At 70.3% G+C, this 16,304-nt stretch carries 9 protein-coding genes and 1 pseudogene; 4 read left to right on the top strand and 6 right to left on the bottom strand.

Translation table 11 applies throughout. From position 1 onward, the window contains the following. Positions 1 to 121: 121 nt before the first annotated feature. The gene (locus tag ABZS64_RS19710) at positions 122 to 4,000 is read left to right on the top strand and encodes a helix-turn-helix domain-containing protein (RefSeq protein WP_355830862.1); all 3,879 of its coding nucleotides are present in this window, start codon (positions 122 to 124) and stop codon (positions 3,998 to 4,000) included. A gap of 255 nt (positions 4,001 to 4,255) precedes the next feature. Beyond that, complete coding sequence (locus tag ABZS64_RS19705; RefSeq protein ID WP_355830860.1) at positions 4,256 to 5,083, top strand: NlpC/P60 family protein; 828 nt, start codon at positions 4,256 to 4,258, stop codon at positions 5,081 to 5,083. 84 nt (positions 5,084 to 5,167) lie between these two features. On the opposite strand, the gene ABZS64_RS19700 is transcribed toward ABZS64_RS19705, so the two are convergent. Next, entirely contained in the window at positions 5,168 to 6,187 is a 1,020-nt protein-coding gene (locus ABZS64_RS19700; RefSeq protein WP_355831015.1) for a zinc-dependent alcohol dehydrogenase family protein, read from the bottom strand. 103 nt (positions 6,188 to 6,290) lie between these two features. Beyond that, entirely contained in the window at positions 6,291 to 9,953 is a 3,663-nt protein-coding gene (locus ABZS64_RS19695) for an AAA family ATPase (RefSeq protein WP_355830857.1), read from the bottom strand. A gap of 138 nt (positions 9,954 to 10,091) precedes the next feature. On the opposite strand from ABZS64_RS19695, the gene ABZS64_RS19690 reads away from it, so the two are divergent. Further along, positions 10,092 to 10,433 carry a CU044_2847 family protein gene (locus ABZS64_RS19690; RefSeq protein ID WP_355830855.1) on the top strand — a complete coding sequence of 114 codons (342 nt, stop codon included), beginning with the start codon at positions 10,092 to 10,094 and terminating at the stop codon, positions 10,431 to 10,433. 93 nt (positions 10,434 to 10,526) lie between these two features. Here ABZS64_RS19690 and ABZS64_RS19685 read toward each other — a convergent pair whose 3' ends face one another. Beyond that, positions 10,527 to 11,735, bottom strand: a complete 1,209-nt coding sequence (locus ABZS64_RS19685; protein WP_355830852.1) for a cytochrome P450 — start codon at positions 11,733 to 11,735, stop codon at positions 10,527 to 10,529. Next, positions 11,725 to 12,477 (bottom strand): tRNA-dependent cyclodipeptide synthase, encoded by a 753-nt coding sequence (locus ABZS64_RS19680; RefSeq protein WP_355830849.1) that lies wholly within the window; start codon positions 12,475 to 12,477, stop codon positions 11,725 to 11,727. The genes ABZS64_RS19685 and ABZS64_RS19680 overlap by 11 nt, the downstream gene beginning before the upstream one ends. A gap of 147 nt (positions 12,478 to 12,624) precedes the next feature. Between ABZS64_RS19680 and ABZS64_RS19675 the strand changes: the two are divergent. Continuing rightward, a pseudogene (locus ABZS64_RS19675) lies at positions 12,625 to 12,732 on the top strand (AraC family transcriptional regulator); the annotation flags it as partial. 221 nt (positions 12,733 to 12,953) lie between these two features. Here ABZS64_RS19675 and ABZS64_RS19670 read toward each other — a convergent pair. Beyond that, positions 12,954 to 14,339, bottom strand: coding sequence for an FAD-binding oxidoreductase (locus ABZS64_RS19670; RefSeq protein ID WP_355830846.1), 1,386 nt, complete (start codon positions 14,337 to 14,339; stop codon positions 12,954 to 12,956). A 182-nt stretch (positions 14,340 to 14,521) separates the two neighbouring features. Next, positions 14,522 to 16,216 carry a LuxR C-terminal-related transcriptional regulator gene (locus ABZS64_RS19665; protein WP_355830843.1) on the bottom strand — a complete coding sequence of 565 codons (1,695 nt, stop codon included), beginning with the start codon at positions 16,214 to 16,216 and terminating at the stop codon, positions 14,522 to 14,524. Positions 16,217 to 16,304: the final 88 nt, after the last annotated feature.

Genomic DNA, 16,304 nt, shown 5'->3' with positions numbered 1-16,304 from the left:
CGCGATTCCGCGGCCCCGGAAGCCGTTATTTACGTGTAGGCGGAAACTCGCCAACTCATCGGATCACTGTCGGACCCCCGCTGTAGCGTTTGCAACAGCCGTACCCGCGGCCTGGGCACGAATGCCAGGGGGGTGCTCCGTGGGGGAGCAGCAGGATGGACAGGAAACAACCAACCAGAGCGAGTTATCTGACGGCGCGGCGGTGTCGTTCCCCGCGCAATTGAGGCGCCTGCGGGTCGAGCGAGGCCTGTCACTGGCCGGCCTGGCCCGTCAGACGCACTACAGCAAAGGCTATTTGAGCAAGATCGAGACCGGCTCGAAGCCCGCGACCCTCGATGTCGCACGCCGCTGCGACCAGGTGCTGCGGGCAGGTGGCGAGCTGCTGCGACTGCTGGCCGAGGCACCCTCGCCGGATGCCGGTACGGGACCCGGTCTCGCCGAGGCGGAGGCCGGGGGCGAGTGCCCGTACCAGGGCCTGCATGCGTTCACATCGCAGGATGCCGGATGGTTCTTCGGACGGGAGCGTGCGACGGCCGCACTGGTCGACCGGGTCTTCGAACGGATCGGTGGCGGGCCGCTGATGCTGGTCGCACCGTCCGGAGGCGGCAAGTCGTCCCTGCTCAACGCCGGTCTCGTGCCCGCCCTGCGACGCAGGGGCGCCTTCCCGATGCCGGGTGCCGACGAGTGGCCGGTGGTGACGTTCACCCCCACGGCTCACCCACTCGACGAGCTTCTGGACTGCACCGGGAAGGTCCTCGGAGCCGCCCTCGGCATCACCGCACGGGAGTTGCAGGACTCCCCGCGTGTGCTGCTGGACGCCGTCCGCAAGATGTCGCCCTCCGCACCTGCGGGCCCCGGGGACCGGGAGCCTCCCCCGACCCGCCTGGTGCTGCTGGTCGATCAGTTCGAGGAGCTGTTCACCCTCTGCTCCGACGAGGCCGAGAGACGCGCGTTCGTCCGTGTGCTCTCCGCGGTGGCCACGTCCGGCCCGGCGACAAGCGGGCAGGATCCCGCCGTCGTAGTGCTCGGTGTGCGGGCCGACTTCTCGGGGAGCTGTCTCGACTTTCCCGAGCTGGCCTCGGCCTTCACCGACGGACTGTTCGTCCTTCCTCCGATGTCCGTGGAGGAACTGCAGGAGTCGATCACCCGCCCGGCAGAGCTCGCCGGTCTCACGCTCGAACCGGGCCTGGTCCAACTCCTCCTCCGTGACGCGGGGTTGCGCGGCGATCCGGGCAGGCTGCCCGACCGCATGCCGCCCGGCGCACTGCCTCTCCTGTCCCACGCGCTGATGGGCACGTGGCAGCGGCGCGACGGCTCCACGCTGACCGTCGCCGGATACGAGCGCACCGGCGGCATCCAGGGCGCGATCGCGCGGACCGCCGAGAACGTGTTCGCGCGTCTTTACCCGGCCGAGCAGAAGACGATCCGTCGCATCCTGGTGCGGCTGGTCCATGTCGCCGACGGCGCCGGACCGACCCGGCGCCGGAGGAGCCGGACCTCCCTGATGGAACAGATGGTGGACGCGGACGGGGCGGCCGCCGCGCTCGACGCCTTCGTACGGGCCCGGCTCATCACCATCGACCGGGACACCGTGGAGATCACCCACGAAGCTCTCCTGCACGCCTGGCCACGACTGCACGGCTGGATCGACGCCGACCGTGCCGGACTTCTCATCCACCAGCAACTGGCCCACGACGCCGCCGAATGGGAGCGCGAGGAGCACGACCCGTCCGTCCTCTACCGCGGCAGCCGGCTCGCCGTTGTCCGCGCGTGGGCCGACGATCTCGACGGCCGAATCCGGCTCAGCCCGCAGGAAGGGCAGTTCCTTCAGGCCAGCCAGGCGGAGGAACGCAGCACGGAGGAGCGTGCCAGGCGCCAAGTACGGCAGCAGCGCAGGCTCCTGGCCACGCTCGCGTTCCTGCTCGGCCTGGCCGTCACCGCCGGAGCCCTCGCCTATCAGCAGCGCTCCAGCGCGCTCGGCCAGGGACGCGTCGCCCGCTCACAGGCCCTGGCAGCACAGTCGACCTCCCTGGCGGCCGGCCAGCCGGAGGCGTCCCTGCTGCTCGCAGAGGAGGCCTACCGCACCTCGGCGACGACCGAGGCGCGCGGAGCCCTGCTCAGCACGCAGGCCCAGCCCTTCTCCGCCCGGCTCACCGGGCACAGGGGTCCGGTCAATGCGGTGGCCTTCGCCCCGGACAACACGACGCTGGCGACGGCCAGTTCCGACGGGACGGTGAAACTGTGGCGCGTGGCCGACCACCGGCAGACCGCGACGCTCACCGTCCCCGGGCGGGTGCGCTCGGTCGCCTTCAGCGCCGACGGACGGACGCTCGCCGCGACCTCCACCGACAGTCCTGTACGGCTCTGGGACAGCACGACCCACCGGATGAAGTCGGTTCTGCCCGCCGACACCACAGCCACCCGGGCGCTGGCCTTCGATCCCCGGGGGCGCTCGCTCGCCACCGCGGGTTCCGACGGGAAGATCAGACTGTGGGGGGCCACCGGAGACCACCGGGCCATCGCGACCCTCACCGGACACAGCGGAGACATCAACGCCCTGGCCTACGCCCCGGACGGCCGGACGCTGGTGTCCGCCGGCGCCGATCACACCGTACGGCTGTGGGACGCGGTCAATGCCCGCCCGCTGGCCGTGCTCAAGGGGCACACCGACGAGGTACTGGGTGCGGCGTTCGGCCCCGACGGAAAGACGGTCGTCAGCGGCGGCGTCGACCGGACGGTGCGGCTGTGGGACGTGGCCACCGGCCGGACCACCGCGACGCTGACCGGGCACAGCGACGACATCAACGCCGTCGCCTACACCCCGGACGGCACCACGGTGATCAGCGCGGGCGGCGACGGCACAACCCGTCTTTGGGATGTCCGGAGCGGCCGTCTGACCAGCACACTGTCCGGCCACACCGACTACGTACTCGGCGTGGCCGTTGATTCCGGCGGCACGGTGGTGGCCACCTCCGGGTTCGACAAGTCCGTTGTGTTCTGGGACCTTCGCAGGTCGGTCCTGACGGCGCGTCCGTTCACCGAGATCTGGAAGGCCGCGTACAGCCCGGACGGCAGGCAGCTGGCAACGGCGGACGCCGATCACACGGTGCGGTTGTGGGACGTGTCGAAGCGGAGTCTGCTGGCCAGGTTCACCGGTCACGACGGAACGGTGTTCTCGGTGGCGTTCAGCCCCGACGGACGGACCCTGGCCTCGGCCGGATCCGACCGCACCATCCGCCTCTGGGACGTGCCGGGACGACGACTGCTCGCCACACTCACCGGCCACGACGGAGCAGTGTTCTCCGTGGCGTTCAGCCCCGACGGACGCACTCTGGCCTCGGCCGGATCCGACCGCACCATCCGCCTCTGGGACGTGCCGGGACGACGACTACTCGCCACACTCACCGGCCACACCGACTTCGCCAACGACGTCACGTTCAGCCCTGACGGACGCACCCTGGCAAGTGCCGGGGACGATCTGACCGTGCGTTTGTGGGACGTGCCCGGGCGCCACGCCCTGGCCTCCCTCACCGGCCACACCGGCGCAGTGCGGGGTGTGGACTTCAGTCCGGACGGGCTGACTCTCGCGAGCAGCAGCAACGACGGAACCGTGCGGCTGTGGGACACCTCGCGGCGCCGCTCCGTGGCCGTACTGACCGGCCATATCGGCTCCGCGCGGGGCGTCGCCTTCTCCCCCGACGGCCGCACGCTGGCCAGCAGCGGCAATGACCGCACCGTGCGGCTGTGGGACGTGTCCGCGCGACGGCTGCAGGCCGTTCTCACCGGTCACACCAACGCGGTGTGGGGCGTTGCCTTCGCCCCCGACGGGCGGAGCGTGGCGAGCAGCAGCAACGACGGAACCGTTCGGCTCTGGAACCTGGACGCCGCCGCCCGGTTGACGGAGATCTGCCGACTGAGGCGAACGATCAGCCCCGAGGAGCGGCAGCAGCTGATGCCCGGCCTTTCCCTCTCCCTCGGCTCCGGCTGCGGCCGCCCGTGACACCGGCGGCTGAATGCCCTGCTCGGCGGGGGTTTCCTCAGGGTTTCCCGTTGCCCATCCGCTTCGGGTGACGCCGGGCCCTCGACGTGCGGGGCCGGGAGCCCACAGGCTTGCTCCTGGGATCGACCGCCCGCATTGACGCACAGCTTGACGCACAGCAAACGGCTTCTGAAACGGCATCAGGAAACGGGGACGCCTGGCATGCTCCGCCGCACTGGACTAATCAGCACACTCATCGGACTACTGTTACTGGCCGTGTGGGCGCCCGCGGCCGCGGCCGCCCATACGGCACCCACCGCCGCCGCGGCCGGTCGGACCACGGCCGCCGGCAGCGAATGCGCCGTCCTGGCGCCAGGCGCCTCCGAGGCGGCCGAGTGGGCAGTGCGAGCCGCCTGCGCCCAGGTCGCGGCAGGCGTTTGGTACACGTGGGGCGGCGGACACGGTTCCGCGCCCGGCGCCACGTACGGCCAGGTGGACCCCACCGACCCGGCAAGTGAGCACGACCCCGAGCGGCTCGGCTTCGACTGCTCCGGTCTGGTCCGCTACGCCTATGCGCAGGCTGCCGGTTCGGACATCCTCAACGGCGTGGCCAGCGCGCAGTACTACACCGTCCGCGCGGCCGAACGCTTCACCGCCGACCAGGGCACCGCCCCGCTGCTCCCCGGCGACCTGCTGGCCTGGGGCACCTCCAAGCAACTGCACCACATCGCCATCTACCTCGGCGCGGGCAAGATGGTGGAGGCCAAGCAGTCGGGGACCAAGCTCATGGTCAGCGATGTGCGGCTGAACGGTGACTACTTCGGAGCGGTCCGCGTCAACACCGGACCGGTGACCGGGAACGTCTTCCGGACGTGGGGCACCGGCGTGTGGACCAAGGCCGAACCGTCCAAGGCGAGTGCGCGTGTCTACGCCTTCCCCCAGGCCACGACGGTCCGCATCGCCTGCCAGAAGCACGCCGAGGTCGTCACCTCCGACGGCTACACCAACGACGCCTGGTCGTACCTGCCCGACTACAAGGCATGGGTCACCAACATCTATATCCAGGGGCCTGCATGGTTGGAGGGTGTCCCCACCTGCACCTGACGCTGTGCGGATCGCACCGGTGGTCCCCACGGGGGTGGGACCACCGGTGCGAGCTGCGTCGGCCCACCCCGGCGTCGAGATCGTTTACGTGACGAGCACGGCCACCCCGGTGATCCGTCCGGCCGCCAGATCCGCCAGGGCCTGGTCGGCCCGTCGCATCGGATAGCGGGTGACCCGCACCGTGGGGCGCAGCCGCGCCGCCTCGGCGAGGAAGGCGCGGCCGTCCTCGCGCGTGTTGGCGGTGACGCTGCGCACGGTCCGCTCCTGGAACAGGTGCTGGTCGTAGTCGAGCGGCGGCATGGCACTCAGATGGATTCCGGCGATCGCGAGTGTGCCGCCGCGGTCCAGCGCCGCCAGCGCCACCGGCACCAGGCGCCCGGCCGGTGCGAACAGGATCGCGGCATCCAGCGGCTCCGGGGGCGCGCCCTCGCCGGCGGACGCCGCGCCCAGCTCCAGCGCCAGCCGCTGCGCCGGCGGCGAGCGGGTGACGACGTGGACGTGGGCACCCCGGGCGATGGCGAGTTGCGCGGTCAGATGCGCGGAGGCGCCGAATCCGTAAATGCCGAGCCGGCCGCCGGGCAGGAGTTCGGCCCGCTGCAGCGCCCGGTAGCCGATGATGCCGGCGCACAGCAGGGGTGCGGCGTCCTCGTCACTCCACCCTTCCGGCAGGCGGTAGACGAAGCGCGCGTCCACGAGCATGTGATCGGCGTAGCCGCCGTGGATGTCCCATCCGGTGTACCGGGAGTGGGGGCACAGGTTTTCCCGCCCGCTGCGGCAGAAGGGGCACAGTCCACAGGTTCCGGCCAGCCAGGCCGCGCCCACCCGGTCACCGACGCGGAAGTCCCGGACGGCCGGACCGGCGGCGATCACTTCGCCCACGACCTCGTGACCCGGCGTGCAGCCTGTGGTGCGGGGTGCGAGATCGCCCTCGGCCAGATGCAGGTCGGTCCGGCACACCCCGCAGGTGCGCACGCGCAGCAACAGCTCGCTCGGGCCGGCCCCGGACGTCGGGCGCTCCACCAGCCGCAGCGGGGCTGACGTGATCGGCCCGGGGCGCTCGACCACCCAGGCGGATGTGGTCACTGGGCTCGGGGACCCCATGATCGTTCTCCTGTCCGCGACACGCTCTCTCGTGCCGTATCACCAGGATCAGCCCGCGGACCGTAAAAGGCTGGTCGTCCAGCACGGGTGAGCGGCGGTCAGCCGGTCAGCTGCACAGGTCCCCGTCCGCCGCGCCCTCCGGGGTCAGCTCCTGTACGGCGTGGGACTCCACGGGTGACGTCAGCGCGGCGCACAGATGCTCCGCCCCCTTGTCCGCGTCGAGGGACGACGCCGGCAGGGGCTGCCGGCCGAGCCTGGACTCCGCGGTCTTCCCCGACTCCGGCCCTACAAGTCCGATCGCGCCGAAGGTGAACAGAGCCAGCGGCGCTTTGTCATCGCCGCCGTCGCCGAGAGGGCGCAGCGAGTGCCATTCCGGGGGAAGGCGCATCCCCGTCTGCCGGAGCGCGGACTCGCCGACGTGCCAGATCCACACCCGTACCGTGGTCGCCTCCTCGAGCGCCTCGGTGATGTCCCGGGCCTTTTCCAGTTGGTCCGCGACGTCGGTGGGCTGCGCTGACGGGACCTGGCTGATGTCGTAGGTGGGCGAGGACGCATACAGCCGCTGCCCTGTCCGGTCGAGGGCGAGGTGGGCGGAGCCCAGCGTGGTCGCGAAACCGGACAACCGGGCGACCTGACTGCCCGTCCGGATGTTCCAGATGCGGTACTCGGTCCCCTCCTTGTCGCCCGACGGCGCGAGTGCCGCGACGATTCGGGTGCCGTCACCCGACACAGCGACCGTGCCGTCGACGGCGAACCGGGCCAGGATGCGTGGCGGTCCGGCCGCCTTGGCCCCCGTGAGGTCGACGTGCGTGAGGATGTGGCGGGTGAAGCGGTTGCTTCCGGGCGCCAGCGTCAGCACCGTCGCCGACTGACCGCCCGGTGCCAGCCAGAAGCCCGTCAATTCGTCGCCCTGGACCTTGAGCGGGCGTGCATCGAGCAGCCGGCCGCTCACCAGGTCGCGCCGCTGCAGGGACCAGGCGGTCGCGCTCGTCCTGACCACCAGGCCGATCACCTTGGCCGACGGGTCGACACTCATGGCCACCACTGATGCCATCCGCGCGATGCCCAGCACCGGGACGATCAGTGCGACCCGCCCCGAGTCTGTGTCGTACACCGTCAGACACGTGGTGACCTCAGGCTTCGTCGGCAGCGACTCCATCGACCCCGGTGTGCTGCACGGATTCTTCGTGGCGTGCAGGCCGATGGCTGGGCCGACGGGGTGGACGAAGGCGGCACGGCGCCCGCTCGCGTCGACGGTCGGCACGTTGCCTTGGATCAGCGAATCGCCACCGGTGAGCGCCAGCCGCTCGACGCTCCGTCCATCCGCCCCCAGCCGCCACACAGCGGGCTTGAGATCAGGGACCTGCAGGACGATCGTCCGTCCGTCCGCGCTCACTTGGCTGCGCACCGACGTCACTCGTTTCGCGGACACGGCGTCGCTCTGGCTGCGGAGCGTATCGGCGTCGGCCAGCAGCAGGTCCACGGACTGCATCTGTTGGTAGCTGGCCTGCATCCTGTAACGCGTTTCTTTCGTGGCGGCGGTGCGGTAGCCCCGCAGCGCGAGCTGTGCCTCGCCGTACCCGTCACTCAGCTCCAGCTTCTCCGCGCCCGCGGCGAGGGAGTGGGCAGCGCCGGCGGTCAACTTCTCCTGCTGGCTGCGCCATTGCACCCCGCCCACGAGGGCCAGCGCGGTGAGCACAGCGGCGGCCCGCAGTGCCAGCGTGCGCCGACGACGACGGCTTAGCGCGAGATAGACGCGCTCGTCGGCACCGATGTCGTGCGGGTGCGCCTGCGTCCAGCGGCGTGCTTCGCGCGACTCGGAGAACGGCAGCAGTCGTCGCTTCGGGCGGCCTTCGGCGTACCAGAGGTCGATCCGCCGCCGCAGGGCGTCCTGCCAGATCCGGAATTCACGGTACTGCCGCGCGAGTCCGTCCAGCCGCTCCCAGCGGGTGATCAGCGACTCGTGCGCCAGCTCGACGCCGAGTTGGGCCTGTTCCGCCCCGGTCCGGCCCTGGCGCGCACCTGGTTGTGCTCCGTCCGCCCTGTCGGTGCCGGGCCGTGGCGCATCCTCCAGCTCCCGGATGACCACCACGCGGGCGGTGGCCAGCCGCCCGGCGAGAGCCCAGGTCGCATCGTCGAAGTCCGTACGGGCCGCGGAGCGCCGGGTGAACGAGATCCGGTCGGGCAGCGGATGGACGAGCTGCGTCAACAGCCGTGTAGCGATGGCTCGTTCGGCCGTGTCCAGGCCGCTCCAGACGTGCTCGGCATGGTGCGCGAGAGCGTGCTGCACACCACCCAGCTCGTCGTACGCACTGTGGGTCAGCAGACCGTCGCGTTGACGCTCCCACAGCTGGGACAAGGTGAACTGGACGAGCGGAAGCCTGCCCGGGGCATAGCCGACATCGTCCATCAGGCGGCTGACCAGGCCCTCCTCGTACGCCACCGAGCGGATGTCCTCGACCGGCCCGATGATCGCCTGCCGCAGCTCGGGATCATCGAGTTCGCCGACCGTCACCAGCCGGTGATCGTCCACCAGGAAACGCAGCAGCGGCCGCTTCAGGGCGTTGCCGAGGAAGTCGGCGCGCAGCGCGCCGAGCAGCCGGACCCGGGACCCGGGCGTCACGGCTTCGGCGAGTGCCCTGCCGAAACCGTCCACATTCTCGTCGGAGCTCGCGAAGATCTCTTCGAGCTGGTCCACGACAATCAGCAGCCGCTCAGCCCCTCGCTGCTCCAGGACGGCGGCCACGACCTCCCGCGTCCCGCCCTGGACCAGTCGGTCGGCCAGCGCGCTCACCCGGCCGAGCCGGTCGACCGCGTCCCGCTCGGGGGCGGCGGCGCGGTCCAGTGCGAGCGCGAGCGACCGCAGAGGAGTACGTGCCTCGGACGGGCGCACAGTCACGACCAGCGCTTCGGAGTCCTCCCGAAGCTGCGGCAGTACGCCCGCCCGGACGAGCGAAGACTTACCCACCCCCGACGGGCCGATCACCGTGACGACCGGCGCGGTGCGGCTCAGCCCGGCGATCCGGCGCGAGAGTGCCTGGCGTCCGAAGAAGACACCCGACTCCGCCTCGGAGAACGCCCGCAGTCCGGGGAACGGTGACGGCGGCTGGGCCATGGCGCGCAGCTCGGGCCAGGCAGCGAACAACCCGGCCGCCGGCACCATGTAGGCGCTACGGATACCCGAGCCGCGCCAGGCCGTCACGATCACGCCAACGGCGGCAGCGCGGTCCGCGTCCCAGACGGGCACGCCGGAGAAGCCCCTGCGGATGTCGAACTGGCTGGTGTCGTCCACGTCGATCTGGACCCAGCCGCGCGCCTGTCGCCCACGCAGCCGCCCGATGCTCCAGACCCCGCTGTCGGAGAGCGCGGGAAAGCCGAGCACGACTCCGCGGAGATCGAAGGTGTCCCTGGGCTCGACGAGCGCAGCAGGCGTGGCGGTCACCGGTGGAGGATCCACCAGACGCAGGCCGGCGACATCCTCGGGCGCTTCCGTACCGGGCGGCACCCAGTGCTCGACCTCGGCCGTCAGCCGGACCCCGGGCGCAAGGAGCGGGAAGTCCACCATCACCGCACTCGTGGGCCGCCTGGTGCTCTCGCCCGGCGCGCCGAGCGCCATGTTGACGACATGGGCGCAGGTCAGCAGATGATGCGGCGCGGCCAGGAACGCCCCGCCGACGGGCCGGCCGTCTCGACCCCACACCCGCGCGACCGCGGCGCCCAGCGGGCTGCTGGTGGGGCCGCTTCGTGCACGGCCGGCATCAGTGGCCACGACCGCCGTCCCCCGTCTTCGCTCCCGTACTTCCCCGGCTCCGGAGTTGCCTGTGCACTTCTGGTAAGCATGGCACAACAGGCAGGAACAGTACGCCTGTTGAGAGACGAGCTGTACGGGAACAGGGGAGGTCCTGGCATGGCCGAGGTGGTGGAGGTGCCCTTGGACGGAGGAGGCACCGTATGGGTGGAAATCCCGGACGATGCGCCCGTGATCGAGCGCGTCGGAAGGGGCGATGACGTCGCGCGCACCACGGCGGACACGCTGCAGGGTGCCCTGACGCGGATTAGGCCCGCGGTCGACGCGGTGGTGGGACAGCTGCGCAACGCGGCAGTCCCGCCGCACGAGGTGTCCGTCCAGTTCGGCATCAGGATCACGGCCGAGGCCGGTGTGGTCATCGCCAAGGCCGCCACGGAGGCGAACTTCACGGTCTCCGCGACCTGGCAGCGTGAGCCGGCCGCCGGGCGAACCGACGCCTGAGGTGCCTCATCGGGTGTGCTGTTCCAGCCGGTTGTGCGAGGGTCCTCGCTCGTCCTCCCTCTGAGGGCGAGCGAGGACCCTCGCGTCAGGCTGCTACCACATGACGGGGAGTCTTTCGGGTATCCGCTTCATGAACCCGGTCCGCCACACGAGCTGTTCGATCGGCACCGCGAGCTGGAGCTCCGGCGTCCGGTCGAGCAGTGTCTCGAGCGCGATCTCCGCGTGCTTCTTGCCGAGCGCCGTGGCGGGGCAGTAGTGCTGGCCGCCGCCGAAGGACAGATGGGCCGTGTTGTTCTCCCGGCCCAGGTCCACTTTGTGCGGGTCGCTGAAGGCCTGGGGATCGAAGTTGGCGCCTTCGACCAGAACGAGGACCAGTTCGCCCTTCTTCACCTGCACGTCCCCGAGCGTGACGTCCTCGAGGGCAAGGCGAGGCAGCCCGTCGCCGATCGACAGGTTGATGCGGAGCAGCTCGTCGACCGCGGCAGGGATCTTGCTGCGGTCCGCGAGCAGTTCGGCATTCAGCTCGGGGTGCTGGATCAGGGAGACGAGGGCCATGGTCAGGAAGCCGGAGGTGGAGATGACTCCGGCTCCGAACATGGTCACGCCGACCGTCGCGAGCATCTCGTCGGTCAGGTGGGCGTACTCGGGGTCCTGACGCAGCGCGGCGAGCTCGGCCATCAGCCCGGTGGTTGATGGGTCGTCCAGGCGCTCCACCATGTACGCCATGTCGCGGTCCCAGTTCAGCTTCGCCCCGGTGATGGGGCAGGCCGAGTTCATGAACGCGATGTCCAGGCTGCGCATCAGACAGGGTGCGTCCTGTTGCGGGATGCCGAGGATGTGGCAGTGCATGGCCGCCGAGTACGGGTCGGCGAAGCTTGCGCGCAGATCCGCCGGGGCTCCCTCCGCCATGAAGGCATCGATCAGTTCGGCCGCGTACGACCGCATCCACTCGGCCAAACCGTCGCTCTTGGGGTTCAGCGCCTTGAGCACGGCCTTGCGCAGCCCGGCTCCGGTGATGTTGCCCATGTTGTTGACGACCTCCGGCGGGATCGTCAGCGCGTACTGCCTGGGCACACCCGGAGCCGAGGTGTCCTTGAGGCTGAACCGCCTGTCCTCGAGGACCTGCTTGCACAGCGGATAGGAGGAGACCAGCCACGCCTTGTCACCTGCGATGGTCCGGACCCGCTTGACGGGCTCCCCCCGCAAGTCCTCCAGCTCGTGCGGCAGTTGGTCGCCCCGCCAGGAGAACGGGAAGTCGAGCAGCGGCTCGGTGGTCGGGTCGAGCAGCGTCTCAATGGACATCGGGTTCTCCTTGTGCGGGGGTGACGATGGCGTGTCCCTGGTTGCGGGACGCACGCAGGCCGGAGCCGCGCGAATAGAGAAGCTCGGCCATCGGCAACAGCTGGTGGTAGCAATTGAGAGAGGAGGGAACCCCCAGGATGGCGGGGGTGTCCAGGAACAACGGGGCCTCGGCGCAGACGTATTCGAGGCACACCTCGCGCTGCCGCTCGGTGGCGGCCTTCCCGCCCAGGACCCTCGAGGAGAGGAAGGAATCCACGAGCGCGTCACAGGTTGCCCGGAATTCCGGGTCCGAGGCCAGACGGTCCTGGAGGTGGCCGTGGATTTCCCGGTACGCCGGATTGTCCACGAACGCCGACATGGGATGTGCCCTGAGCCGCCGGCCCTCGGGATCGATGGTCTCAACGGCGTTGGTCACCTTGGCCCGCACTCCGCGCAGGTTCTTGACGTACTTGCGGCGGGCGTCGTCGGGCGTGTAGCCGGATGCCTCGTACATTTCGGCGACGTGCAAATCGGTGTAGACGAAGTCGACTTGCTGGAAGAACTCGAGGCCCCAGCGGGCCAGATCGTTTATGCGCTGGGCCGAAAAGTAGCTGTTGCCCGGCGAAACGCCGATCACGGCATGATCACCCTCGGCACAGATCACCTGGCAATGGGGGGTGTACGGCCTGACCTCGAAGACTTCGTTCGCTGTCGCGACGGATGTGCAGGACTGAATCTCAATGGTTTCGGTCGCTGTCGTCAACTGGAGAGCGTCCTTCGGCGTCGCTAGTCCCGGGGAGCCTCGTGCTCCTGGTGTGGCGACGACGCGAGAAGTTAGCGTCCGAACACGGAGAGTGTCAACGGGGGTACCGATCCGCGAGATGACCTTCCGGCTGAGCGGTGGCCGACCGGCATGACGTTCCCTCAGTGGCGCACCCAGCTACGCCTCTACCACGCCATGCGCATGCTGGCGGACGACGTGCTGGTAGCCACCGTCGCCCACCACTGCGGCTACAGTGAGCGGGGTCTGGTGCGTGCGATCGCAAGGCGGAGGAAGGAGCCGACGCGGAGCGTCGGCGACTGACGACAACGCGGCGTGGGGGCACCTCCCGTGCCCGAAGGGCTACGGGGGAGTGCGTGCCAGGGCACGCGAGCCCGGCAAGATCCGAACGACAGGCCCTACACCCCCGGCACCCACAACCGCCGTCCCTGACACCTGGGTCGGGCGCGGGCTGCCTGTCAGGGAGCGATGTTGTGGTTCAGGCGGAACAGGTTGCCGGGGTCGTAGCGCCGCTTGATCGCCGTCAAACGGTCATAGTTCTGACGGTAGTTGGCCCGGACACGGTCCTGGTCGTCGTGGTCCATGAAGTTCACGTAGCCGCCCTCCATGGAGTGGGGCTCGAGCGCCGCGGCAAAGGCGCGCGCCCAGCCGACGTTGGCCTCGCAGTCGGCGCGGGTCATGAGCGTCGGGCTGAGCGCGGTCGCGAAGTCGGCGTCCCGGTAGGTGAATGCGGTCTCCTCGGGCTTCACCCTGTGGCAGGCGCCGTCGATGGGGAACACCACCGTCGCGCTCTGGATGGTGGGCGTCGTGGCGCCGTACTCGACGTACGCGTCGACGGCTCCGTCCGGCAGGCCCTGGCTGAAGGTTCCCTTCCAGTAGTGGAAGAGGCCCGCGGGGAGCAGTTCGTCGAAGAGTGTGTTGATCACCGGATACGGGATGCGTTCGACATACTGCCCCACGACCGGACCGAGGTCGGCGAGACGGGCTCGGACCTGGTCGTCCTCACCCTCGGGACCGCTCCAGCAGGTGACCACTCCGCAGATCGGCCGCCCGTGCCAGCGCTCGGGAAGGAACGGCACCGGCGGGCCGAGCGCGACGACAAGCAGAGCGCCCAGCTTCTCGTCGGAATCGGCGATCAGTTCCCGGTATCGCCGTATCACGTCGCCGTCGAGCGGGTAGAACGTCGGCCCGCCGAGAATGTCGGCCACGGGGTGCAGCCGGTACTCGAAGGAGGCGACGACCCCGAAGTTCCCGCCTCCACCGCGCACCGCCCAGAGCAGGTCGGCGTTGTGCTCCTCGGTGCAGTTCAGGAAGGACCCGTCGGCCGTGACCAGGTCGGCCGAGACCACGTTGTCGCAGGCCAGCCCGCAGCGCCTGGCCAGATGGCCCATGCCCCCGCCCGTGGTCAGCCCGCCGATACCGGTACTGGACACGATTCCGCCCGTGGTGGCCAGACCGAAGGCGTGCGTGGCGTGATTGACGTCGGCCCAGGTGCAGCCGCCCTCGGCCCGAGCCGTACGCGTCTCCGGGTCGACCCGGATCCCGCGCATGCGACCGAGGTCGAGCACGACGCCGCCGTCGCAGGTGCCGTAGCCGGGGACGCTGTGGCTGCCGCCGCGTACCGCCAGCAGCAGATTCTGCTCCCGGGCGAAGTCCACGGTGGCGATGATGTCGCCCGCGTCGACGGCCCGGACGATGATTGCCGGCCTCTTGTCGTGCATCGCGTTGTAGACCTTGCGGGCCTCGTCGTAGTCGGTGTCGCCGGGCTGGATGATCTCGCCGCGTACGGACCCCTGCAGCCGCTCCAGCAGCTTGCCGTCGAGGGCTGATGTGTAGGTGGTCATGGCCGCCACCGGCTTTCCGCGTCTTCAGGGATCTCCGGAGACTTCCAGGACCTTCGGGGATCTTCGGGGTTGGGGACAGCACTGTTGTAGGCACGGGGCCGAACACCCCTCATCGCCGGAACCGCCCATCTCGCCGAAGCGGGCATGGGCGGAACAGCCCATGCGCCGTGTCGCGTACGGGATCACGCCAGCCCGTGCGTGTACGCGTACGCCGTGGCCGCGGCCCTCGACGACACGTCGAGCTTCGCGAAGATGTTGTTGAGGTGACGGGCGACCGTGTGCTCGCTGATCACCAGTTCGGAGGCGATGGACCGGTTGGTCCGGCCCGCGGCGACGAGGCGCAGCACCTGGACCTCCCGCTCGGTGAGCTCGCCGGGGAGCCGCCGGCGCAGAGTGCTGAGCGGGGCAGCCGCCCGCCGCGCATCAGGCACTGCGCCCAGCCGCTCGAAGACGGCGTGCGCGGCCTGGAGTTCGAGCCGCGCGCCTTCATCGTCCCCCGCCGCGCGATCGGCGGCGGCGAGGGTCATACGCACCTGCGCAGCCTCGTACGGAACTCCCAGTTCCAGCCACAGCGACAGCGCCCGGTGCAGCAGGGGCAGCGAACGCTCGAGGTCACGCTCGGCGAATGCCACGGCGCCGCCCGCCCCCGCGGCGATCGCGTGCAGCACGGTGGTCTCGGACTCGCGCCGCTGCTGCCACGCGCGAGCGGTCGACTCCAGTTCGTCCGCCGCCGTACGGGCCTGGTCGAGCTGTCCGAGGGCGAGCGAGACCTCGGCCTCTGCCGCGAGCAGCCGACAGCGCCCGAGGCGGCCGGGGCCACCGCTGTCCCCGCCGTCCCCGGCCGCCAGCGCGAGCCGCAGGGCGGCAGCGGATGAGTCGGCCTTGCCCTGGGCCAGGCGCAGCAGCGCAAGACCTGGCTGCGGGTCGCGGCCGAGTTCGTGCGCGCGGTCGTACGACGCCTCTGCGGCGACCAGATCGCCGCGACGCCGCTGGATGCCTGCGGTCAGGTAGAACGCCTCAGCGGCGATCCTCCGCTCGTAAGGCAACAGCTCCCTGCAGGTCAGAACGGCCTCGGTCTCGGCCCGAGGCCAGTCACCGCACAGTTCGAGCACCTCAGCCCGGTGTACCCGGCACAGACCCCGGAAGTTGTTCTCCTCCGGCATCGACGCGCACCACGCCATCGCGGCATCGGTCCACTCGACAGCGCGTTCCAGGTCGGCGGAGGCCATGCAGTGCTGAAGGCCCAGGCAGTAGATCCACCCCGTGAAGAACGAGCTGAGCTCCCCCGCCATGGCCGAGCACATGGCGTCGTCGAGCAGTGCGAGCCCACCGGCGATCCGCCCCTGGGCCAGCAGCACACTCGCCTGCGCCTGGGCGCTCATGGCGAGGAGATCCTGGCTGCCGCAGCGCCGCGCGATGCCGGCCATGCGGCGGGCAGAGCCCATGGCCTCGTCGAACGCGCCACGCTGCTGTGCCTCCTCTGTCTCGACCCAGGCGAGATAGCACTGCTCGACGCACTCGGGCTCGCTGCCGAGGTGCTGCCGCGCCCGGCCCAGCCAGCCGGCGGCCGTCGCGGTACGTCCCGCCAGCTGATGCTCGTAGAAGAGCATCCAGGCGCTGAATCCGGCCTGCCGGGCGGCGCCCGCCGCCACAAAGCCGGAGTAGGCCTTTGTCCGCGCGGCGATCGATTCGTCGACACGGCTGGTCCACCAGGCGGCGTCGGCGAGTGCGGTGAAGGCGTCAGGGGTCATGCGGTCGGGGTCGATGTCGTGCAGGGCTGCGTAGGCATCGGCCCATGCCTCGCGGGCGACAGCGTCCCTCGCCTGCTCAATCGCCTGCCCGATCGCCTGCTCACTGCCGGTGATCTGCTCAGCCACCGCGGCTCCCTCCTCGCGTGCCGCGAGTCGGACCCTCCAGACCAGGATAGGAGCACGACGCCGTACCGACGGACCGGCCTTCACCAAG

Origin of the sequence: Streptomyces sp. NPDC005408 (genome assembly GCF_040606445.1) — a bacterium.
GTDB lineage: Bacteria > Actinomycetota > Actinomycetes > Streptomycetales > Streptomycetaceae > Streptomyces.
This window is presented reverse-complemented; position numbering and strand designations above follow the sequence as displayed.

Coding starts and splice junctions, on each gene's coding strand:
- ABZS64_RS19685 (WP_355830852.1), bottom strand. CDS start 11,735: ATGTCCATTGAGACGCTGCTCGACCCGACCACCGAGCCGCTGCTCGAC.
- ABZS64_RS19670 (WP_355830846.1), bottom strand. CDS start 14,339: ATGACCACCTACACATCAGCCCTCGACGGCAAGCTGCTGGAGCGGCTG.
- ABZS64_RS19710 (WP_355830862.1), top strand. CDS start 122: ATGCCAGGGGGGTGCTCCGTGGGGGAGCAGCAGGATGGACAGGAAACA.
- ABZS64_RS19690 (WP_355830855.1), top strand. CDS start 10,092: ATGGCCGAGGTGGTGGAGGTGCCCTTGGACGGAGGAGGCACCGTATGG.